Source organism: Niabella agricola, from assembly GCF_021538615.1.
GTDB lineage: Bacteria > Bacteroidota > Bacteroidia > Chitinophagales > Chitinophagaceae > Niabella > Niabella agricola.
Map to the genome: position 1 here is coordinate 692,284 of NZ_JAJHIZ010000003.1, position 22,751 is coordinate 715,034.

Below are 22,751 nucleotides of genomic sequence, written 5' to 3' on the forward strand. Positions count from 1 at the left end.
GGTTCTGATCTATTTTTGCAATCAGTTATTCTCATGGGGATATAAAAAACAGGTAATGGAGTATAAAGCAAAATATATTACAACCGATATTAAACTATCCTGCTACGAGGACCGTTTTTTCAAGTCGGACATCCTGTTCGACCAGCATATGCTGATCTGGTTTATTTCCGGCGAAACCAAGATCGTTCAGGCCGATGCCACCTATTTCTTTAAAAAAGGCGATATCTTTTTAATCCCCCGGAACCAGCTGGCCACCATCATCAACTACCCGAAAGACGGACAACCGCATAAAACAGTGGTGATGCATCTGACTACAGAGCGGCTGAAGGCTTATTATGCAACAGTGAAGATCCAGCCAAGGGCAGAGGCATCACCAAAGATCCTTTGCTATAATAATCATCCGCTGCTCACAAGCTGCCTGTCTTCCTTAATTCCCTATTTTGAAATGCAGGAACTACCGGAAGATATCGCCACCCTTAAAATAACAGAAGCCATCAGCATCCTCCGCACGATCGACAGAAACCTCGACAACGTACTGGCGAATTTTGAAGAACCGGGAAAGATCAGTTTAACCGATTATATGGAAAAGAATTTTATGTTTAACCTGCCCATAGAAAAATTCGGTTATCTTACGGGAAGAAGTCTTACCACTTTTAAGCGGGATTTTAAAAAAGCATTCAATGCCACCCCGCAACGCTGGCTTACGCAAAAGCGATTGGAACTGGCACATTATCAGTTTGTGGAAAAGAAAAAAAAGCCCATCGATGTTTGTTATGAAGTCGGCTTTGAGAACCTTTCGCATTTTTCCTATGCCTTCAAAAAGCATTTCGGCTATGCGCCTACCGCGTTGCTGACAAAGGAAGCGGCTTCATAACCTCCGCGGGCCAGGAAACTCCGAAAGGGTTAAATCACGATATCGATTACCAATCGCTTATCGACCCGCCTTAAGACAATTTTAATTTTTCTTCCTCCAGGTCCAGCTGCATCAGCTGGCGGCGGACCACATCTTCATCCGTCTTCAGATCCCTGTTCCACTCATGCAGCCAGTCCCGTTGCTTACCCAGCACTTCCAGATACACATTCCGGCAAACCCGATTCAGTTGTTCGTTACCGCTGAGTTCTTTTTTTTGCTTCCAGACCTGTGCAATCTTTTGCAGGGCGGGCTGTGTATCAAGCTCAACAGCGTAATGCTGCTGCAGGTATTCCAGGCTTTGATCTGCCAGTTTCCGACTGAGCATTTTATGTTCCGCTTCGTGTGTGGGATGATGGTCCGGATCTTCCAGCTGCAGCAATTTTATAAACCAGGGCATGGTTAATCCCTGCACCACCAGCGTCAGCAATATCACAACAAATGTAATGAAGAGGATCAGGTTCCGTTGCGGAAAAGGAATGGTTGTTCCGGTAATGAAAACAGGTATAGACAGCGCCGCGGCCAGTGATACCACGCCACGCATGCCAGACCAGCCAAAGATAAAAGGTCCTCTCCAGTTCCGGGGCGCCCCGGCCGTGGTGATATACCGGCTGATAAAAATGGTAAAGGCGATGGCCCCGTATGCCGACAATAAGCGACCCACAATTAATACGCCGGTAATCAGTACCCCATAGCCGATCGCCTCTTCCATGCTTACCGGACCCAGACCTTTAGAAATGGCCGGCAGTGCCAGCCCGATCAACATAAATACCAGTCCGTTCAGCACAAAGCCCAGGGCAGACCATACACTGGTAACCCGCAGCCGGCTGCTGCTATTCATGATCCGGTGCTGGTGGGTAGACAGGAACAATCCGCCGCTCACCACAGCCAGCACACCGGATACATGGATCGATTCCGCTGCCAGGTACATCGCATACGGCGCTACCAGGGTAAAGACCAGGTCGATATTCACATCCGTGGGCAGCCAGCGGTGCAGCAGGTAAAACACAATTGCTACAGCAAGTCCGATTGCAATACCCGCCAGTATGACCCAGAAAAAACTGAGCGCCGCATCGCGAAATACAAAATGGCCGGTTTCCACCGCTATCAATGCAAAGCGGAATACAATCAAACTGGAGGCATCATTTAAAAGGCTCTCGCCTTCAACGATCGCTTCCAGCGATTTGGGCACTTTTACCGATTTCATGATGGCAGCCGCACTCACCGCATCCGGAGGCGATACGATACCGCCCAGTAAAAAGCCCAGGGCCAGACTGAAACCCGGAATAAAACTGCTGGCTACCCAGGCCACGACCAGGGAGGTAAGCAGTACGATCAGGAATGCAAAGCTGCTGATGATGCGCCGGAACCTCCAGAACTCCTTCCAGGAGGTTTGCCAGGCGGCCTCGTATAAAAGCGGAGGCAGGAAGATCAGGAAAATCAATTCGGGATTGATTTCCACCACCGGGATGGCCGGAATGAGGCTAAGCAGCAAACCTCCTAAAACCAGTATAATCGGGTATGCCACGCGAATGCGGTTTGCCAGCATAATCAGCAGCATGATGAACAGCACCAGCAGCAGGTAAAAAGGAAACTGATGTAACATACGCTGAATCTACAAAAAACCGGCGAAACGAATGCAAAAAGCCTGTTTTTAAAACGATCGCCGTTATCATATCCCTCCCAGCCGCAGAACTGCAGCAAACAGGCAGGTACGATGCAACGGCATTGGTTATTGCACGTGTTAAAATCATTGCGATAAATACAGCGCGGCCGGCCCTTCGGCTTTGTTTACAGGCGATATAGCGATCAGCGCGGGCATTTCGTCGAATAAATAAAAAAAAGAATATAATCCGTACTACTTTTATCACGGTTTAGAGGGCTTAAGAGGGCTGCAGGATCTTTCCAGATCATCGCATTCCCTCTTATTTTTTTATACCTGCTGCTTCAGCCATTCCCTGGAAAAGCCGGATCAAAAAACGGCTCACCTCGGTAACTATGCATGCCTGCATTATGTTAACCAACGCATCGGTATCTTTGCTATGCATAAATGCATTTCAATACCAAAGCCATGACATTACGGAACTTGTTTTTCTCAAAGGACCAGGTTTTATCGCCTCCGGCCAGTCTCCCTGCAAAACAGAAGCCGGGTATAACCGGTCGGTCGGCTCCTGTTTTTGCAGCCGATCCCACGCTTATGGCATATTATAACCGGCTTCAAAAGTTGAGCCCCCGCCTTTATCCTTAAAATATGCTTATGCAAGCAACGCTTTCAAACCTCGACCAGCACCTTTCTGCTCTAAGGCCCTCGCTCTATCCAGACCTGCAGCCATCGTTAAATGAAACCGATTTTAACATATTGGAACGGCAATATAGGGCCCCCGTTCCAGTTGACGTTCGGGCGCTCTACCAATGGAAAAACGGTCAGCGGGATCTGTCCTTTGATTCGTTTGTAAATAACTCCGTCTTTCTGCCCCTGCAGCAAGCCCTGGAAACTGCAAATGCTCTTTCTGCCATGATCGGGTTCGACTTCCGGATCAAGAACTGGTGGAATGAAGCCTGGCTGCCGCTTTTTCACAATGGCGGAGGCGATTATATCTGTTTTGACGCAGATGGCATTTTTACGGGGCAGCAGGGACAGATCATTGAATTTTGGCATGCGGCTAATAACCGCAATGTGATTGCCCCATCACTGGAAGCATTCCTCGGATCCTTAAACCGGTACTACGCCACTACCCCGCCCGATGCATTTGATGACTATTTTGAAGTAGTTCCTCCGGAGGGCTTTCCAAAGCGCTTTTATGTAACGTAACCCGCAAGCAAAGGTCTTGGTCATTAAAAACGGTTTTGATCATATTTTATGAGGCCTTAAAAACAAAAAGGACGCCATTGCGCCCCTTTTTCAAACTGAATTGCCGGGAAAAAATTTATTCCTGCACCAACGCGAAAAAAACTTAAATTGATGAGCCTGCCGTTCAAAGCAGATGTCGCGGAGTGGTAACCGCATCATCCCTTTTACATTTAATATTTTGCATTCAATATTCAAAATCCTCAAAGGGAAGATTTGGCCTGATCTTGGTGGCACAAAACAGTGGATCAGCCTGTTTTAATACTTTCCGTAAACCTTAAGAATACCCGTAACTAAAAATATATTTTATGACTCCATTAGATGGCGAAGTGCTCAATGATATGATTCGTATTAATGCCGATCGTATTGCGGGTTATCAGCGGGCGATCGCTGAGTTAACCGATCTGGAGGACAACGACCTGCGGGTTCTGTTCCAGCGCTATATCGACGACAGCACTATTTTTGTGCGGGAGCTAACCGCCGCCTTAGAAAAAATGAAGCTGCCGGCATCCACCGGCAATACCGCAATGGGAAAAATTTACCGGGCGTGGATGGAAATCAAAGCCTTTTTCACAGGCGATGAACGGCAAACCATCCTCAACAGCTGCGAGGCAATGGAAGACGCGGTGAAAAAAGCCTATGAAAGCGCTTTAAACCAGCCCGGCCTGTTTCCGGAGATCTTCGAATTGATCAAGGCGCAGAACAAGCAGTTGCAAAAGGCCCATTTCCAAATAAAACGATTGCGGGATTCCTGAAAATGGATACCTTCAGTGATGGTTACCACACATTATAGAACAGGGATCATATGAAAGCAAGCGCCGGAATTTTATTGTATAAAAAAGAAGAGCAGGATCTTTATTTTTTCCTGGTGCATCCCGGAGGTCCCTTTTGGAAAAACAAAGACTTGGGAGCCTGGTCTATTCCTAAAGGAGAACTACTGGCCAATGAAGCCCCCCTTACACGGGCGCGGATTGAGTTTGAAGAAGAAACCGGGCAAGCCATTAACGGCACCTTTTTACCATTGACGTCCATAAAACAAAAAGGTGGGAAAACGGTAATGGCCTGGGCCGTGTCCGGCGATATTGATCCGGCTGTATTACACAGCAACAGTTTTCTGCTTGAATGGCCGCCCCGGTCCGGCAGGAAGACCGAAATACCGGAGGTCGATCAATGGGCCTGGTTCACCTCGGAAGAAGCCAAACGGCGGATCAACCCGGCCCAGGTGGCTTTTATTTTGGAAATAATCGCCCTGGTTCGTAACAAACAGGGCTGAACACTTTAGCGGTACTCTGGTCTTTGATCGACCGATGGCTTTTCTTTTTTTACACGTTCATAATGTCCATACTCCGTTTCAAAATTTGTATTTTGCAGGCAATCCGTGTATACAGCTCTTGCACAGATGCGATGACGATTGCCCGGCCTCCCGATTTATACCAATATTAAACTATGACCATGCGTATTTTATTTGTAAGCATTTTTACCATTTTATCCGCCGCTATAGCTGCGCAAAACAACACGATTCCTCCACGTGTGAATATCTGTGTATATGGCGGTACTTCCGCAGGAGTGATGGCCGCCTACAGTGCCGCCAAACTCGGCAAGACCGTTGTTCTGATAGAGCCTGGCAACCGTTTGGGGGGTCTTACTTCCGGCGGCCTGGGCTTTACCGACATTGGAAACAAATATGCGATCAGCGGGCTGGCATTGGATTTTTACCGGAAAACAGGCGCTCATTACGGCCGGTTTGAACAATGGATTTTTGAGCCATCGGTTGCGGAGCAGTTGTTTAAAAACTATATCAAAGCAGCCAAGGTTCCCGTGGTTTACAATTTTCAGCTGAAAGATGTGAAAAAGAAACGCAATAAGATCGCCGGCATCTTCATTGAACCAACGGAAAGAGCGGGTGGCAGGCCGGCATACCTGGAAGCTGATATATTTATCGACTGCTCCTATGAAGGCGACCTGATGGCAAAGGCCGGAGTCTCTTATCATGTGGGACGGGAAGGTAATGCTGTATACAAGGAAACCTACAATGGCGTGCAGCTCATGAACAAGCACCAATTCCCCGACGGCATCGATCCTTATAAAATACCCGGCGATGCATCCAGCGGGCTGCTTTGGGGCATCAGCAACACGGCCCTTGCTACTACCGGTTCCGCCGACCGGAAGGTACAGGCCTATAATTACCGGATCTGTTTAACCAACGATCCCGCCAACCGCATACCGGTTACACGTCCCCCCGGGTATGACGCTACAAAATTTGAATTACTGCTCCGGTACATCCGGCAGGCCAATATCCAGAGTATAAAATCCGTGCTAAAGCTGGATCAGATGCCTAATCATAAAACCGATATCAACAATAACGGACCTTTTTCCACGGATATGATCGGCTGGAGCAACGATTATCCCGAAGCCAGTTACAATAAACGGAAGCAATTGCTGAACGCACTGGAATTATATAACAAATCGCTTCTGTATTTCCTGGGGCACGACAGCCGGCTGCCCGCGACGATCCGTGAGCAGATGCTGGAATGGGGTTACCCAAAAGATGAATACACCAACAATCATCACTGGACGCCACAGGCCTATATCAGGGAATCGCGCAGGATGATCGGTGCCTATGTAATGACGCAACACAATTGCCAGGGCCGGGAAACCGTAACCGATGGCGTAGGTGTGGCGGCCTATACCATGGACTCGCACAATTGCCAGCGGATCGTTATTGAAAAGGATGGCGTAAAAATGGTTAAAAATGAGGGGGATGTTCAGATCGGCGGATTTGCCCCCTACCCGATCTCTTATCGCGCAATCACACCCCGGGAACAGGAATGCAATAACCTGCTGGTACCGGTATGCCTCTCGGCAAGCCATATAGCTTATGGTTCCATCCGGATGGAACCGGTTTTTATGGTATTGGCCCAATCCGCCGCCGTTGCCGCTTGCCTGGCCATCGACAACAGCCGGACCGTGCAACAGATCGATGTTGCCGCTGTACAACAAAAACTTCAGGCAGACCCGCTTCTGGATGGTACGCCGCCGGATCTTATCATAGACGATGCAGATACAGATCAGGTACAGTTCTCAGGCGACTGGAAGCGGCAGACCCAGGGAAGTTACGGACCTTCGATGATGCTTGCCAATACACCGGACGCAACAGCCCGGTTCCTGTTACCCGCTACAACCGAAGGGCGCTACGATGTTTATCTATACCTGCCCCGGATTAAGGATGCCGCCAGGGAAATAAAAATCACGGTTTTCGATGGTGTCGAAACAACCGGTCACCTGGTGTCTGCCGAGGCGGTAAAAGTGCTGGGGCAAACATCCGGCGAATGGCATCATATCGGAAATTTCAATCTGAAAAAGGGGCGGCAACCTTATCTGCAGATCACTGCCGCCGGGAACGGCGGAACCATTGCGGCAGACGCATTGTTGTTGCAACAAAAACGGTAGTATCCTCCTGCAAAACCATCTTTAAGAATCGCAACAAACAGTCAGGCCGGGTTTCCTCCACGGATATTCGCCGGCCTGCCGTCCTGCCTTTTGCGGAACTTCATCAGCGCCTTTACCTGTTCATGCAGGTTTATGATATTCCCGATGATAAAATACTCTTTCAGGTTATTCCGGATACTGGTACGCATGATCCTTTTGACAATATCCTTCTGTACTTCGCCTACTTCCCTTACCCGCATCAATAATTCCAGCGACAACAGCGCCAGAAGCGCACCGATCAGAAAGAGGAAATTCCACTCATGCAGCGCCACAAGCCGGATGGCCTTATCCATATGCGGGCTGCTCCACTGCACCAGTATGGAAAGTTTAATATTGGTAAAATAGTCGGCCAGTACACCGCCCAGCAACGGTCCCAGCGAAGAGAAAATGGCCGTAACAATATTCTTCACCGATAAGTAAACAATCGCGTCCGCCTTTGGCGCCAGCTTAAGACCGATATTGGTAAGCGACAGGTTAATACCGGCGGTAGCAATGCCGCTGAAGATATGAATCAGCACCAACAGCGCCATGTTCAGGTACGCTTGCTTGTAGATGCCCACAAAGCACCAGCCGATAATGCACATAATATAAATAGGTGCACTCAATGCAATAATACTTTTATTGCTGTACCGGTCGGAGAAGATTCCCCAGATACGGATTGTAAAGATGCTGAAAAGCTGGCTGATCACGGTTAATACAATGATATAGGAAATCGGTAATTTCAGACTCTTCATCATAAACACCATAAAGAAAGGGATGGCGATATTGATAGCAAATACCCAAGCGGAATTGAACAGCAGCAAGGTCCTGAAATTAGCATTACGCAGCGGAAGTTTCAGCAATGCAAAGGTATTCATCCCCGACAGTTGCGAACGTGGCTCGGGAGCCTTGGAAAGCAGAAATCCGCCAATTACACCAATAATACCCGCAATAATAAAAAATTGCGCATATACTTCCAGCTCCTGTTGCGGATGATGTTCCTTTACATAATCCAGTAATAAAGCCAGCAGGATACTGAGTACTACATTCAATGTTTGTGTATACCGCGTTCTGCGGGAGAAATAAGCACCGAGCAGGTGCTCCGGCACCAGGTCCTTCATCCAGGAGTTCCAGCTGGGCCCTGCAATTGAACCAAAAAAATAATAAAACAACAGAAAAAACAATAACAGGTTGATGGAAGTATACGGCAATATCCATACCAGCACGCCAATGATGATCAAAGGAACTCTTGCCAGATACGCCCCGTATACGGCAATCATTTTCCGGTTATTGTACCGGCGAACCAGCCAAATGGAAATCAGCTGCGATACGTTGGTAATCATGGGCAGGGCTGCCAACAGACCGATCTGCACATTACTGGCACCCAACAGCAGGGCCATCGCCACAAGAAAGGCACCGCCGGTAAACGAGGTCATTACCTCGGCAGCCAATCCGTCCCAGATAACCATTTTCAACCCCTGTTGAACTTCCTTCTCTGATAATATTTCCTTGGGCTGCAAAGACACTGCTGTACATTATCATCGAAAATAAAAAATCTGCCCTGCAAGGGCGCCTTTCAACACTTCGCTGCCTGCCGTACCGGCATCCGCCTGCGATCCGTATTAGCCGGAAAAATCAAAAAACATACCATGTAAAACCGTCTTTTGAATCAGGGGTCTATATCTTAGCAAAGAAAAGATGCTGTAGAAATTAATCCCGATGCGTGCAAGGATTCCACGCCCGGGGAGATATCGTCCGGCAGATACCTGTCTTCGGATCCTGTAACGAACCCCCTCAGCAGTATCCAAAAAAATCTGCAAAAGCCGGCGGGGAAACAACCGCAGACAATGCAGATCTTATACGGGTTTACTTTTTGTATCGGGGCGATCAGGCGTCCGGAATTTCCGGCTCTACCAGTTTTGCCAGTTTCTCCAGGGATTCCTGCCAGCCCAGGTAGCACATTTCCACGGGGATGGCCGCCGGTATACCCTCCTGTTCTACCTTTAACTCGGTGCCTGCAACGGTTTTCTTCAACCAGACCGTAGTGGTCATCGTACCCGGCAGGTTCGGATCATCGAACTGGTCCGTATACTTCAGGAACGTATTGGGTTGCAGTTCCACATATTCGCCGCCAAATGAATGACTGTTGCCCGTTGAAAAATTCTGGAATGACATTTTATAGGTTCCGCCTACTTTGGCATCCAGCTCGTGCACCGTACAAAGAAAACCATAGGGTGGCAGCCAGGAGGCGATCGCAAGGGCGTCGGTAAAAGCGCGATATACCTTTTCCGGAGTTGTCTTCAGCATCCGGTGCAATGAAACTTTGTTGTCTGACATAAAATTATTTTTATGGGGTCCTACTCTTCTGGCTTTTCGGTTCCGCCCGTTTTTAGGTGGGTGCTGCTCCACTGGTCCGGCCGATCATTTACATCAACCTTTCCAGAACAAAGTTGGCTGTAAAATCTGGTTTTCAAAGAGGCCGTATGCGACAAACTACCGGGCTTTTTACGAAGCCCCAATCAATATCAAACGGTTTCCAATAGCTCCGTTATTTAAAATGGAGTAAGGCCAGCGTTTCTTCACCGCGAAGTTCCCTTGCGGTATAATACAGACTTAACTCCTGCTGCAGATGCGCCCGTTCTAATTGCAGCAGTTCTTTTACAGGAACCAACATGCCCTGATCGGAGCCTGTGGCATTGGGAAAAGTCCATTTTTTCAACAGGCGCCCTTTTTCATCCTTTACCGCAATGCTTCTGTTGGTACCAATATTGGGTGCATGGCAATGCCTGTAATAGATCCGCAGCTCATCATTCGCACCCGCTTTATTTAACTGCAATTTTCTGAGATTCACAGGCTGGTTCACCGACTGCTGTAAGAGCAACTTGTTGTTAAGATAGATCTCATAACTGTCAAGCCCCAGCTTCGTAGTAAAACTAAACACTGTAAAACAGCACACCATCAGTGTAAATAATTTAATAAACGGCCGGTTAAATGTAGTAGATTGCATTGTAGAATGTTTTAAGTTAAAAATGTTGTTTGAATGTACACGGTACAATATTAGAATACAGGCGGGCAGATTTAAAAAATAGTAGATCAGCGTTCAGAAAAATCGATCAATGAGGACGCAACACACCGTTGTTTTCTTTTTCAGAATGTTCCTCTACGATCGGCGCCGTTGGTCGACATAATTTTGCAGAAACGGCTGCTTTGATTTTTTTTACTCCAAACAACCGGCCCATGAATTTATGGAGCAAAAGCATAGCGCTGCCGTTTTCTAAACGGCGTGTGTCGACCAGGTACCTGCTGGCGCATAGCGCCTATTGGGTATTAGCAACCGCCTTCTTTCTTTACGAAAAGCGATATCTTATTCACAAGGCCAGTCTGCCCTATTTTTTCGCCTGCGTTTCTGTACGGGTCCTGCTGCTGATCCTGATCGCCTATTTCAACCTGCACTATTTTTTACCGCGCTACCTGTTGAAGAAGCGCTATGGCGCATATAGTGTCGCCCTGCTGTTGTCGGTAGCCGGTTATCTCACCCTGCAAAGCCTGTTTGATTATTATCTCTATGGATATGTGGTCGGCCCGATGCGTAACAGTGACCTGATAGAAGCCTTGTCCTATAACTTTTTCAGTACGCTTTGGTATCTGGCGCTGATGCTGGCATTGAAACTTAGCATGGACTGGTACGATCAGCAGCTCCTGATCCAAAAGATCACCGTAGAGAAGCTGCATGCAGAAGTAGCATTTCTGCGATCCCAGGTAAACCCGCATTTTCTTTTCAACGCGCTGAACAATTTATATGCGCTTACATTAAAGAAATCGGATGAAGCGCCGGGCGTGGTGCTCAAGCTATCGGAATTGATGGAATACATGCTGTATGAAAGCAATGAAGCTTACATCCCTTTAGAAATGGAACTGGGATACCTGCATAATTACATGGAACTGGAGCGGCTGCGCACCAATCATCAGGCCGACATCCGCGTCCATGTTGAAGGCGTTGCCGAGCGCTGTTTTATCCCCCCCTTCCTGATCCTGCCCCTGCTGGAAAACGCCATTAAACATGGCCTTGGCCGGGCAAACGGCAATGCCTTTCTGCACCTGGATATCCAGATCGACGGCGCATTGACCGTTATCCTGACCAATAGCACGGCGCACTCTACCAGTGCTGAACGGAAAGGGGGCATCGGCTTACAGAATTTAAAAAAGAGATTGGAATTGTTATACCCCGGTCGCTATACCCTGCAGACAAAAGAACCGCCCGGCGTCTATATTGCCTTTTTAAAAATCCTGTTATGATCCTCAATTGTGTTATTGTAGATGACGAACCGCTGGCCCGGGAAATATTAGCCGGCTTCATCGGACCTTTACCCGGTGTAATGCTGGCAGGTGCTTTTGGAAATGCGTTCGAAGCCCTGCATTTTTTGAAAACGCATCCGGTTGATGCCTTATTCCTGGATATTGAAATGCCCGAGATCAGCGGCATCGCCTTGTTGCGCAGTTTACCGCAGCCACCGATCACCGTGTTTACCACCGCTTTCCGCGACTATGCTTTTGAAGGTTTTGAACTGGGCGTGATCGATTTTTTACTAAAGCCGATCGCACAGGAGCGGTTCCTTCGTTCACTGGAAAAGATTACCGATTTCCTTGCATTACAAAAAAAAGAAGCCGGTCTCGAGCGGAATCCCGGGCATGATGAATCCATTTTTGTAAAAAGCGGGGTGGAAAAAATAAAACTGGTGCTGACCGATATCCTTTTTATCCAGGGGCTAAAAGACTATGCCATCATTCACTCCATTTCAGGAAAAACGGTTGTAAAAGGCTCTGTAAAATCTATGCAGGAGCTTTTTCCAGAACCGTTTTTTATACGCGTGCACAAATCTTTTATTGTAGCATGTCACCGGATCCGGCGCATTTCCAGGAACCGGATCCTGATCGGTGGGCACTCCATTCCCATTGGAAAGGTTTACCGGGAGCAATTGTTAAAGCAGCTGCCCGGCTTTTCATAAGCACTTCCCCTTAGCGTTGTCACAGAAGCAGTATAGCTACCGGACCGGCGTATGTTTTATGTTACGAAACATACTGAACCGGTGTTACATTGCGTTCAAAGTATCTTTGTTATGCTTTATTTTTTAACGCCGTTCCGATCTTCTCACCGGTCCTTACGAGGTTCGATTTTGTTTGGCGGATCGCCTCTTCGAGCGCTAGGGGTTGCTCGTTAATTGAAAGCAGCCAGGAGAAATATGCCTGCAACCCCGGGCTTACCCGGTCCGGCAGTTTTCCCGCGATCCCGATCACGGGAATCCCTTTTTGTTTGGCCATTGCTGCCACACCAAAAGGCGCCTTCCCTTCCAGTGTCTGAAGGTCAATTGCACCTTCGCCGGTAATCACCCAATCGGTATTTTCCAGCTCCTGTTCAAAACCGATCTTCTGTAAAAAATAGCGGATGCCATCTACTATCTTAACCTTGCAAAAAGCGGCCAGACCGGCCGCCATACCACCGGCCGCCCCACTGGATTCCAGCCGATCCATATCCGTTCCCGTAGTTTGCAGAACAATCCGCCGCCATTGTTGCAGCGCCGTTTCCAGCAACAAAACCTCGCGGACGCCGGCGCCTTTCTGCGGACCAAAAACCGCTGCCGCCCCCTTTTCGCCCAGTAAATGATTCTTTACATCACAGAGGATGGTGATCGTTATCCCATGCAGCCGTTGATCCAAGCGGGAGCGATCTATATTATGCAGCCTGATCAAATCTACAGGAAGTGGAGACAGCAGTGTTCCGTCCCTGTCATACAACTGCAATCCCAGCGCGCTCAATGCCCCCGCACCTCCGTCTACCGTTGCGCTACCGCCGATACAGAGCAGTAGTTCCGTTGCGCCCTGGTCCAGGGCCGCCTTAATCAGTTGCCCGCAGCCCAGCGTGGAAGCATGCAGCGGGTCGTATTCCTCCGGGCGCAGTAAACGCAGCCCGGAAGCATCGGCCATTTCAAGAATGGCCGTTTTGGTCTTACTTACCCATCCGAAGGAAGCCCTCACACTTCTCCCCAACGGATCCGCAACATCTGCAAACAGCAGCTCCGCGTCCAGGTATTGTGTCAGCAGGCTTCCGGTACCATCACCGCCATCGCCAACCGGACAACAAACCAATGTACCGGTATAGCCGCTACGCCGGATTCCCTCTTCCAAAGCAGCGGCAACCGCCGCAGCCGGAAGGCTGTTCTTAAACGCATTAGGCGCTATAACAATTTTCATTTACAACATGATTAAGGATAGTATATATACGGCCACCATACCAGTAAGCGCCATCCAGATGGTAGCCATACTGTACACCTGCAGCACCGGTTTCAGCTCCTGTCCCGAAAAATTGGTAATCACCCAAAAGTAGGCATCATTGACGTGCGATATGGCCATCGAACCCGCTCCCATGGCCAGTACCGCAAGTACCCGTCCATTTTCCGTGTTCAGGCCCAGGCCCGGTAAAAAGGGCAGTACAATAGAAGCCGCCGTTAATACTGCAACTGTAGAAGATCCCTGTGCCGTTTTGAGGATCAGTGCTACCAGAAACGGGAAAAATACACCAAGGGCTTTTACGCCCTGCATTGCAGCCAGGTGATCCTGGAGTTTCAGGGCATTGATGACCATACCGAATGCACCGCCGGCTCCAATGATCACCAGAATACCGCCGGCCTTTTCCAATCCATGATGCATTAACCGGCCCGGGGCTCCTTTTTCCCATTTATGCGGAATGCACAATGCCAATACAAGGCCAACAGCAAGAGCAACGGCCGGCTCACCGGTTATGAGCGCCGATTGAAGCACCCGGCTTTCCGGTACCGGGATCAATGCCCTACAGGCAATGAGCAACACGGGCACGACCACCGGAATAAATGCCGACAGGGTAGCGGGCAATGGCCTGCCTGTATCGGGTAACGGCGCACCGGGATCACCCGCTCCCAACGCCTCCGGATACTTCCGGCCTTTCCACACAGCCCAGTAATAACCGGTCAGCATTGCGGGAACAGCCGTCAATAATCCCAGCAGGATTACCCGACCGATTTCAGCATGAACCGTTCCTACTGCGGCTGTAATGCCCGGATGCGGCGGGATCAAACAATGCACGGCATAGAGTCCTGTGGCCATCGCCGTACTCATGATCGCAGTAGCCATCCCGGTGCGACGGATCATGGATTGATTCAGCCCGTTAAGCACCACATACCCCGAGTCGCAGAAGATGGGAAGACCTACAACAAAACCGGTAAGGCTCAGTGCAAAGGCAGACCGTCGGACGCCCACCCACCGGATAATCGCATTTGCCATAGCCGTAGTGGCCCCATTTGCCTGTAATACCATGCCCAGCGCGGTACCAAGAACAATGATAAAACCCAGGGAGCTCATGATCTTTCCAAACCCCTCTTTCATTACAGAAAGAATGGACAGAACATCCAGCCCACCCAGGCCTCCGGTTACAAAACAAGCCAGGCACAGGGAAAAGAACGGGTGCACTTTGTACCGCGTCGTTAAGAGAATGATCAGGCCGATGCCGATCAGCAGCGCCAATACGATAAAAAAAACGGGTGAAGCAAGCATCCGGCAATTTATTATTTAATTCTGAATACCCTTTCTTTTTTGCAAAGTCTTGCAACAATAAACCATACACAAAGACTACTATATATTCCCGGCTCATCTCCAACCCATTGCAGCGTCAAATAAACACCATCCCCACTGGAGGCATCTGATACCCCGTTCGGGGTAGGGTTTCAAAACGTGCTCATTGAAGCCAACGCCTTATTTTAAACGCTTCAGCATCGGTTAACCGATTTACTTCTCCGGGAAAATCAGCCGCTCCATTTTGCCGAAAAAAACGGGGCATTCATCGAATTTAATATGAAAAAAAATAGACAGCCTGATAGTTTTGTGTACCGTTCCACAAGGAAAACAATCTTATGTAGTCCGTTTTCATTTCGTAGGATTTTTTTCAGTATTGTTTACAAGAATTCCAAAACAACGTCGCGGCCGGCCCAACTATTCCCGGTGCTTCTTTCAGAAGCGGGAGAGATAAGGAGGGCGGCAATGATAAAATATTGCGCGCGCGGCAATGGCCGTCGCTCTAAAGAGAGGTTTATAATGCAAAATAAACCCCCGGGTAATTCTTTACGCTGGGGGTTTTGCTATTTGCAGACAACCCTGGTCAATGATTCCATTCAGCTGAATGTTGCTGAGTTACAAAAACAGGAAAAGAGATGCGGCAGACCAAGCCCGCAGTGCCAAAAAAATGGCCGGCCACAAAAGATAAAAAAACAGCTAAAAATATTAGGGACTTTTTAGCGGCCTATCGTCAGGCAATACGCATTTCCCGGAGCTGCTTTACTTTTTCTGATATACCCGTACATAGTCTATCAGATACCGGTTCGGGAATCGGGTAGCTTCAGGATCGCCACCGTTATCGCCGCCAATAGCCAGATTGAGGAGCATATAGTGCGGTTGCCGGAAAGGATTGAATCCATCAGGGTTTGCAAGCTGACTCAATGGAACCTGGTTCAGCAGGATATCGTCTACATACAATTTAATTTCCTTTTCATCCCAGTCCATCCGCCAGATGTGAAATGCATCTTCCCAATTCTTCCCAAGTGCTTCAAGAGGTTTCTTAACGGTAAACCATTTGGCCTTATATCGCTCGGTGGTGCCGCAGGCGATGTTGGCCAGTAAGGTTCCCCGGTAATATTCCATAATATCGATTTCTCCATTTGAAGGCCATTCCCGTTTAACTCCGAGCGTCCAGAATGCCGGCCAGAGACCGTTATCCGTTTGAATCTTCGCCCGCATCACAAAGCGGCCGTATTGCCAGGTTTTGCGGCCACGGGTATTAATACTGGCAGCGGTATACCGGATCTCCTTCCGCTGCTCCCTCCAGTCCGGGCTGTTGCTATTGTAGCGCGGATTGGGCTTTGTTTCCCGCCGGGCCTCTATCACCAGAAAACCATTGGCGCACCAGGCATTCTCCGGCTGGTACCACTGCAGTTCATGATTGCGTTCAAAACCGTTTTCAAAATTCCATGTGGCAGTGTCTACCGCACCGGTTCTGTTAAACTCATCGGCCCAAACCAGGCGGTACCCCTCCGCTTTTAACTGCCGCTGGTATCCGCAGGCATTCAAGAGCGCGAGACACCCGATTAACAGAAGCGGCCTATTGTTCAATTTTCTCATGGTTGTATTTTTTGCAAATGTATGCATGAATATTGCAGGCAGGTCTTGTTTACCGGTACGGGCCGGGCTCCGATCACCAGATGAATTTTAGATTTTTGTAAGTGCCGAACCTTTATGAGCGGCAATATGATCCGTCTTACTGCTTTTGATTTCATACTGGGGCGCTTCAGCAGTAGCATGATGTGTATACCCTTTATACTGAAAATCCTTTGTATGCACTTTAATAATGGTACCGGAAACCCTTCCCGCTTCAGAGTTCCAGCTTACCTTGTCGCCTACTTTAAACGTTGCTTCCATACCCATCGTTTTTATACCGCCTGCATCTTTCTGTTACTTTATTGAACGCCCCAGGAGCTGACCAGGGATGACCGGATACAGGCGCGTGAATGAATTGAGCTGCCCCTAAAGCATTCCCGCAAATATAATACCGTCTGTCAGCATTTATATTTCATGCCCGTTCTCTGAATTTCTGCAAAATCGGCAAAAGATTCTTTATATTGGATCACAAAAACATTCAGCATGAAGGCAGCTGCATACGCATCCCAAAACGTAACCGATTATCCCAATAACAATACCATATTCGCGATCTGGAAATTTAAAGAAGTACCGGGCATCCCTGCCGCCTTCGAACGGCTTTGCGGACTGGTAGACAACCTCAATCATTCATTTACCATAAGGGTTCCTTCCGGCCGCGCCAGTTGTGTAATGGGCATTGGGCACGACGCCTGGGTACAGCTGGGCCTGCCCAGCCCCCTGCCTAAGGAGCTGAAGCCCTTTGAAGCCATTACCGGCGCTAAACATACCGCCGTAACCACACCGGCAGATCTGCATTTTCATTTGCGCGGACCAGATATGGCCGTTTGTTTTGACATGCTGATTGCGATCACCGAAGTGCTGGCACCGGTAGCCGATTGCCTGGAAGAAATTCATGGGTTCCGGTATTGGGACGGACGCTCCATTCTTGGATTTGTAGACGGCACGGAAAACCCCGTGGGCGCAGAGCGGCAGCAGTTTGCCATCGTTGGTGATGAAGATCCCGCTTTTAAAGGCGGCAGCTATCTCTTTGTACAGAAATACCTGCACCAGATGGAAGCCTGGACCCGCCTTCCGGTAGAAGAGCAGGAAAAGGTAATCGGGCGCTATAAGCTCAGTGATATTGAAATGACGGATGCCGTGAAACCGGGCAACTCACACAGCGCGCTCGCCAGTCTTGAAGATGAACAGGGCAATGAACTGAAGATCGTGCGGGATAATATGCCTTTTGGAAATCCCTCAAAAAAAGAAATAGGCACCTATTTTATAGCCTATGCAAATACGTTTAGCACTACCCGTAGAATGCTGGAACGGATGTTTATTGGCGTGCCGGCAGGAAATTACGACCGGATCCTGGATTTCAGCACTGCAATCACCGGGAGCCTTTTCTTTGTTCCCACAATGGACCTGCTCGGTCAGTACTCGGCAGGCGACGCTTCCTGAAAACCCGGTATCTGCCCGGAATAGGGTATCCTTTTATTTTGGAACCGCTGCAATCAGCTGCTCCAGCACATAATAGGTAATCGGACAAAACTCACTGTTCTTAAGGGTTAGCGCCGGACGTTTGATCAGCACATCTTCATCAGTATAGGGAAACCGGGCGCAGTCCGAGGGTCTTACTTCGTAAATCGAACAAGTATTATCTTCATTCAGAAAAGGACAGGGTGATTGTTTTACTACAAAATCCCCCTCCTCATCCACCTTCAGATAATTGTCGATAAAAACGCTTTCCTTCAATCCAAGACTCCGGGCAATGCGTTTTACATCGGGCGTTTTAAACCGGGGGGAATACCCCTTACAGCAATTGGCGCAGCTCAAACAATCCACCGCTTTGAAAGCTTCCTCATGTAACGCCGGCAGCAGCTTCAGTACCTGGTTCTTTTGAGCGCGCTTTAAAAACTGCTGATAGCGCTTCCGGTGCTCCTTTGCCTTTTTTTCCCAGTGTTGTAAAGTATCCGCCGCCATGCTCAATTTCCTGAATTTAATTGTTGCAAAATTAGCTGTTTGCCGGTGAAACCTACATATAGTCCATGAGCTGTTATAAATGATAAGAAGCTTATTTTTGATTTATGAAAAACACACCAAAGGGCATTCCCCGCCTGTAGGGCGGTATATGGACCTGCTAACCGACTTCGGCTTTAAAAAAGTTTTTGGTACCGAGCCGAATAAAGACCTGCTGATCGCATTTCTCAACGAGTTGTTTAAAGGACGTAAAGTAATACGCGACCTGGTGTATAACCCGCAGGAAAAGAACGGCCCAGTAAAGGAATACCGGAAAGCGATTTTTGATCTTACCTGTACCGGCGCGGACGGTGAAACGTTTATTATCGAGGTGCAACGGGCTCATCAGAAATACTTCACCGACCGGGCCGTTTTTTACGTTGCCAGTAAATTGTATGAGCAGGGGCCAAAAGGCAACAAGGAATGGAACTTTGATTTGAAAAAAGTATACCTGATCGCCGTAATGGACTCAACTTTGACCATACCTTCGCTGTAAACACCTGCACTGTATAAGACTGGCAGACCTGGAACGCCGGCTATATGTGCTGCGTAATATGGAAAACTTGCAGCAAATTCCGGTAACCATGCATAAGGGAGATCTTTCAGAAATTATTCCAGATCTCCGAAGTGGCCAACCTGAAAAAGAAGACTATATGTTATACAAAAAAGACCTTTTTGACAAATAGACCGAATATGCCGTACTAAAGAGTGCAGAAGAAAAGGGTATGGAAAGCGGCCTGGAAAAGGGAATAAAAAGCCAAAACTGAACATACGCAATCTGAATACCAACTGAATTTTACGGACGAGCAGATTGCAGACCTCAAAGAGTTTTCGATCGGTTTTGTGAAAAAGATCCGATTTTTCTAAAGAAAAAGTAGCGTCTTAATGATCATATCCGGAAGCGATACCTTCTGCCGGGCGTCGTTTTCTGTTAGCACCGGAAACTGTCTTCCTTATTCATTGCCGGTTGGTGCACGCCGGATGTGCAATCGTTTGAATTGTTTTCACTATGAACATTTCATTTTTGAAAACTTGCAATAAACCATAGCCTTTACTAAACGAATAAATACAAACAGAAGAAATATTTAAACAGTCCATAAAAAAAAGACCGCTCCGGGCCTCCGGCTGTTATTTACAACCGGCTGCCGCCTGTTTTGCGCAACAGATGCAAACAATATTTTCTCGTGAAATGCGTGTACCTTTGCACACCTCAATGATACTTAATACCCCATACGTTATATGAATATTTTAGACGTTCAATCGACAGAGTTTTTAAAACGCCATATTGGTCCGGATGAAAAAGAAACTGCAAAAATGCTGACGCAAACCGGTCTTGACAGTCTGGATGCGCTCATGGAGCAAACAGTTCCTTCCGGAATCCGGATGCAGGACCAACTGAACATTCCCAAACCGATGAGTGAGCATGAGTACCTGCGGCATATCAAGAACGTGTCGCTGAAAAATAAAATCTTTCATACTTATATCGGGCAGGGCTATTATGGTACCATTACGCCGTCTGTGATCCTGCGCAATGTTTTTGAGAACCCGGGATGGTACACCCAATACACCCCGTACCAGGCCGAAATCTCACAGGGCCGGCTGGAAAGCCTGCTGAACTATCAGACCGTAGTTAGCGATCTTACGGCCCTGCCGCTGGCTAATGCATCCCTGCTGGACGAAGCTACTGCAGCTGCTGAAGCAATGGGTATGTTCTTTCATCTCAAAAACCGTTCGGAGCAGATTCAGAAACCAAAGTTTTTTATCGACGCCGAGATCTTTCCGCAAACGAAAGATGTGTTGTATACCCGCGCGGAGCCCTTTGGTATCGAGATCGTAGAGGGCGATTACAAAACCGCAGCCATAACCGAAGCATTTTTTGGGGCCCTGGTACAATATCCCAATAATAAAGGCAGTATTGAAGATTACCGTTCATTTATTGAAACGGTGCATGCTGCCGGTGGTTATGTAGCTATGGCTACAGACCTGCTGGCATTAACCCTGTTAACACCTCCCGGTGAACTGGGGGCGGATGTAGCAGTAGGCTCGGCACAACGGTTTGGCGTTCCGCTGGGCTACGGAGGCCCGCACGCCGCCTTTATGACGGCTACCGACGAATTCAAACGCAATATCCCCGGACGGATTATTGGCGTTAGTGAAGACGCAGAAGGTAACCGGGCACTGCGTATGGCATTGCAAACCCGGGAACAACATATCAAACGTGAAAAGGCCACTTCCAATATTTGTACGGCCCAGGCCCTGCTGGCCAATATGGCGGCGATGTATGCCGTATATCATGGTCCGGACGGATTGAAGCGTATTGCAGAGCGGGTGGCCATTTATACCCAGATCGTAGGGGAAGCCATTGAGGCACGCGGCTTTAAACTGGTAAGCGACCAGTACTTTGATACCCTTGTGGTGGAAGTAAGCAACACCGCTGCCATTATTGAAAAAGCAACACAGCAAAAAATCAACCTGCGGCAGATCGATCACCAGCACATTGGCATCTCGCTGGATGAAACGGTTATCATCGAAGACCTTTATGATCTCATCAATTGTTTCGAGAATGATGCTGATCCCGTTTCATTCTCGTTAAGCGCCGAGGAAGAATTGCGTCATATTCCCGGGTCGCTTTCCCGCACTTCAGCCTACCTTACCCACCCGGTGTTCAATACGTATCATAGTGAAAGTAAAATGATGCGGTATATTAAATACCTCGAGAATAAAGATTTATCGCTGAATACTTCTATGATCTCTTTGGGCAGCTGTACCATGAAGCTGAATGCCGCCACAGAGATGATCCCGCTCAGCTGGTCGCATTGGGCCAATATCCACCCTTTTGCACCTGCCAGTCAAACCGGGGGGTACAAACAGATTGTGGATGAACTGAGCCAGTATCTATGCGCGATCACCGCTTTTGATGCCTGCAGCCTGCAGCCTAACAGCGGTGCCCAGGGCGAGTATGCAGGCCTGCTGACCATCAAAGCATATCACGAAGCCCAGGGGAATCCGCAGCGGAACGTGATGCTGATCCCCATTTCCGCGCATGGTACCAACCCGGCTTCAGCGGTAATGGCAGGGATGAAAGTGGTGGTTGTAAAGGCGCTGGAAAATGGGTATATTGATGTGGAAGATCTGAAGGCAAAAGCAGCACAATACCGTGATTCTTTATCCGGCATCATGATCACCTACCCGAGCACCTATGGTGTATATGAAGAAACCGTAAAAGAGATTACCCGGATCATTCATGAAAATGGCGGCCAGGTATATATGGACGGCGCCAATATGAACGCCCAGGTAGGGCTTACGGCCCCCGGCCTGATTGGTGCGGATGTATGCCACCTCAACCTCCATAAGACCTTTGCCATCCCGCATGGTGGCGGCGGTCCCGGCATGGGACCTATTTGTGTAAAAGCGCATCTGGCGCAACATCTGCCAGGCCATGTTTCCATACATAAAGCAAAAACCATTGCGTTGAACGGCAACGGTCAAACCCCGGATACAGCACCGGCTGGTGCTCATGCCGGTGCTGTATCGGCAGCACCTTATGGATCGGCCTCTATCCTGCTGATCTCTTATGCCTATATCCGTATGTTAGGCGCCGGAGGACTAAAAGCCGCGACCGAATACGCAATTCTGAATGCCAATTATATGCGTGCCCGGCTGGCGGAAGACTTTGATATCTTGTATACCAATGCCAACAATCTCTGTGCTCATGAATTCATTGTAGATCTCCGTCCATTTAAGAAAACCGCACAGATCGAAGCAGAGGATGTGGCCAAGAGACTGATGGACTATGGGTTTCATGCACCAACCATGAGCTTCCCCGTTCCAGGCACCATCATGATTGAGCCCACCGAAAGTGAGGACAAAGCCGAACTCGACCGGTTTTGTGATGCCCTGCAGCAGATCCGGAAAGAGATCCGGAAAATAGAAGCAGGTGAATGGGACGTAAAAGACAACCCTTTAAAGAATGCACCGCATACCCAGCAAGCCGTTATCAGCAGTAACTGGGTGCATAGCTATTCCAGGGAGGAAGCGGCATTTCCGCTGCCGTATGTGGCACACAATAAGTTCTGGCCTTCTGTTGCCCGGGTGAATAATACGCTGGGCGACCGGAACCTGATCTGTACCTGCGAGCCGGTGGAGGCCTATATGGAAGCTTAAGACGATCAACATCCAATAAAAAAGGGCTGTTTCAAAAATATTTGGGACAGCCCTTTTTGCGGGTCTGTGGTTTCTATTTCACCCAACAGTGCATAGAAGCAGCGACGCAGCAGGACCGGTGTCCGC

19 protein-coding genes are annotated in these 22,751 nt (G+C 48.6%); 10 read left to right on the forward strand and 9 right to left on the reverse strand.

The annotated features are described in order from the left end of the window. Window positions 1-55: 55 nt before the first annotated feature. The gene (locus tag LL912_RS08345; protein ID WP_235553125.1) at window positions 56-874 is read left to right on the forward strand and encodes a helix-turn-helix domain-containing protein; all 819 of its coding nucleotides are present in this window, start codon (window positions 56-58) and stop codon (window positions 872-874) included. Window positions 875-944: 70 nt separating this feature from the next. Here LL912_RS08345 and LL912_RS08350 read toward each other — a convergent pair whose 3' ends face one another. Beyond that, window positions 945-2,516 (reverse strand): Na+/H+ antiporter, encoded by a 1,572-nt coding sequence (locus LL912_RS08350; protein ID WP_235553126.1) that lies wholly within the window; start codon window positions 2,514-2,516, stop codon window positions 945-947. Window positions 2,517-3,167: 651 nt separating this feature from the next. Between LL912_RS08350 and LL912_RS08355 the strand changes: the two genes are divergently transcribed. From LL912_RS08355 to LL912_RS08370, 4 genes are all read left to right on the forward strand, one after another. Beyond that, on the forward strand, window positions 3,168-3,722 hold the full coding sequence (locus tag LL912_RS08355) for an SMI1/KNR4 family protein (RefSeq protein WP_235553127.1): 555 nt from the start codon (window positions 3,168-3,170) through the stop codon (window positions 3,720-3,722). A gap of 344 nt (window positions 3,723-4,066) precedes the next feature. Then, the gene (locus LL912_RS08360) at window positions 4,067-4,513 is read left to right on the forward strand and encodes a PA2169 family four-helix-bundle protein (protein ID WP_235553128.1); all 447 of its coding nucleotides are present in this window, start codon (window positions 4,067-4,069) and stop codon (window positions 4,511-4,513) included. A gap of 50 nt (window positions 4,514-4,563) precedes the next feature. Beyond that, window positions 4,564-5,031, forward strand: coding sequence for an NUDIX hydrolase (locus tag LL912_RS08365; RefSeq protein WP_235553129.1), 468 nt, complete (start codon window positions 4,564-4,566; stop codon window positions 5,029-5,031). Window positions 5,032-5,210: 179 nt separating this feature from the next. After that, complete coding sequence (locus tag LL912_RS08370; RefSeq protein ID WP_235553130.1) at window positions 5,211-7,208, forward strand: FAD-dependent oxidoreductase; 1,998 nt, start codon at window positions 5,211-5,213, stop codon at window positions 7,206-7,208. A gap of 41 nt (window positions 7,209-7,249) precedes the next feature. On the opposite strand, the gene LL912_RS08375 is transcribed toward LL912_RS08370, so the two are convergent. The 3 genes from LL912_RS08375 to LL912_RS08385 all read right to left on the reverse strand — a co-directional run bounded on the left by LL912_RS08375 (window position 7,250) and on the right by LL912_RS08385 (window position 10,233). After that, a complete protein-coding gene (locus LL912_RS08375; protein WP_235553131.1) occupies window positions 7,250-8,695 on the reverse strand; it encodes an MFS transporter in 1,446 nt (481 codons plus the stop codon). A 418-nt stretch (window positions 8,696-9,113) separates the two neighbouring features. Beyond that, a complete protein-coding gene (locus LL912_RS08380; RefSeq protein ID WP_235553132.1) occupies window positions 9,114-9,563 on the reverse strand; it encodes an SRPBCC family protein in 450 nt (149 codons plus the stop codon). A gap of 211 nt (window positions 9,564-9,774) precedes the next feature. Continuing rightward, window positions 9,775-10,233, reverse strand: coding sequence for a hypothetical protein (locus LL912_RS08385; RefSeq protein ID WP_235553133.1), 459 nt, complete (start codon window positions 10,231-10,233; stop codon window positions 9,775-9,777). A gap of 230 nt (window positions 10,234-10,463) precedes the next feature. Between LL912_RS08385 and LL912_RS08390 the strand changes: the two genes are divergently transcribed. Further along, complete coding sequence (locus tag LL912_RS08390) at window positions 10,464-11,522, forward strand: sensor histidine kinase (RefSeq protein ID WP_235553134.1); 1,059 nt, start codon at window positions 10,464-10,466, stop codon at window positions 11,520-11,522. Beyond that, window positions 11,519-12,232 carry a LytR/AlgR family response regulator transcription factor gene (locus LL912_RS08395; protein ID WP_235553135.1) on the forward strand — a complete coding sequence of 238 codons (714 nt, stop codon included), beginning with the start codon at window positions 11,519-11,521 and terminating at the stop codon, window positions 12,230-12,232. The genes LL912_RS08390 and LL912_RS08395 overlap by 4 nt, the downstream gene beginning before the upstream one ends. A 109-nt stretch (window positions 12,233-12,341) precedes the next feature. On the opposite strand, the gene LL912_RS08400 is transcribed toward LL912_RS08395, so the two are convergent. From LL912_RS08400 to LL912_RS08415, 4 genes are all read right to left on the reverse strand, one after another. Continuing rightward, complete coding sequence (locus tag LL912_RS08400; RefSeq protein WP_235553136.1) at window positions 12,342-13,475, reverse strand: glycerate kinase; 1,134 nt, start codon at window positions 13,473-13,475, stop codon at window positions 12,342-12,344. Continuing rightward, window positions 13,476-14,810, reverse strand: coding sequence for a GntP family permease (locus LL912_RS08405; protein WP_235553137.1), 1,335 nt, complete (start codon window positions 14,808-14,810; stop codon window positions 13,476-13,478). Between the two features lie 777 nt (window positions 14,811-15,587). Beyond that, on the reverse strand, window positions 15,588-16,427 hold the full coding sequence (locus LL912_RS08410; RefSeq protein WP_235553138.1) for a glycoside hydrolase family 16 protein: 840 nt from the start codon (window positions 16,425-16,427) through the stop codon (window positions 15,588-15,590). Window positions 16,428-16,514: 87 nt separating this feature from the next. Next, the gene (locus LL912_RS08415) at window positions 16,515-16,724 is read right to left on the reverse strand and encodes a hypervirulence associated TUDOR domain-containing protein (protein ID WP_235553139.1); all 210 of its coding nucleotides are present in this window, start codon (window positions 16,722-16,724) and stop codon (window positions 16,515-16,517) included. Window positions 16,725-16,946: 222 nt separating this feature from the next. Between LL912_RS08415 and LL912_RS08420 the strand changes: the two genes are divergently transcribed. Beyond that, window positions 16,947-17,903, forward strand: coding sequence for a Dyp-type peroxidase (locus LL912_RS08420; RefSeq protein WP_235553140.1), 957 nt, complete (start codon window positions 16,947-16,949; stop codon window positions 17,901-17,903). Between the two features lie 33 nt (window positions 17,904-17,936). Here LL912_RS08420 and LL912_RS08425 read toward each other — a convergent pair whose 3' ends face one another. After that, entirely contained in the window at window positions 17,937-18,425 is a 489-nt protein-coding gene (locus LL912_RS08425; RefSeq protein ID WP_235553141.1) for a YkgJ family cysteine cluster protein, read from the reverse strand. Between the two features lie 79 nt (window positions 18,426-18,504). On the opposite strand from LL912_RS08425, the gene LL912_RS08430 reads away from it, so the two are divergent. Both LL912_RS08430 and gcvP read left to right on the forward strand, forming a co-directional pair. Continuing rightward, window positions 18,505-18,957: an Rpn family recombination-promoting nuclease/putative transposase gene (locus tag LL912_RS08430; protein WP_235553142.1), complete on the forward strand. Its 453-nt coding sequence runs from the start codon at window positions 18,505-18,507 to the stop codon at window positions 18,955-18,957. 743 nt (window positions 18,958-19,700) lie between these two features. Then, the gene (gcvP, locus tag LL912_RS08435; protein WP_235553143.1) at window positions 19,701-22,625 is read left to right on the forward strand and encodes an aminomethyl-transferring glycine dehydrogenase; all 2,925 of its coding nucleotides are present in this window, start codon (window positions 19,701-19,703) and stop codon (window positions 22,623-22,625) included. Window positions 22,626-22,751: the final 126 nt, after the last annotated feature.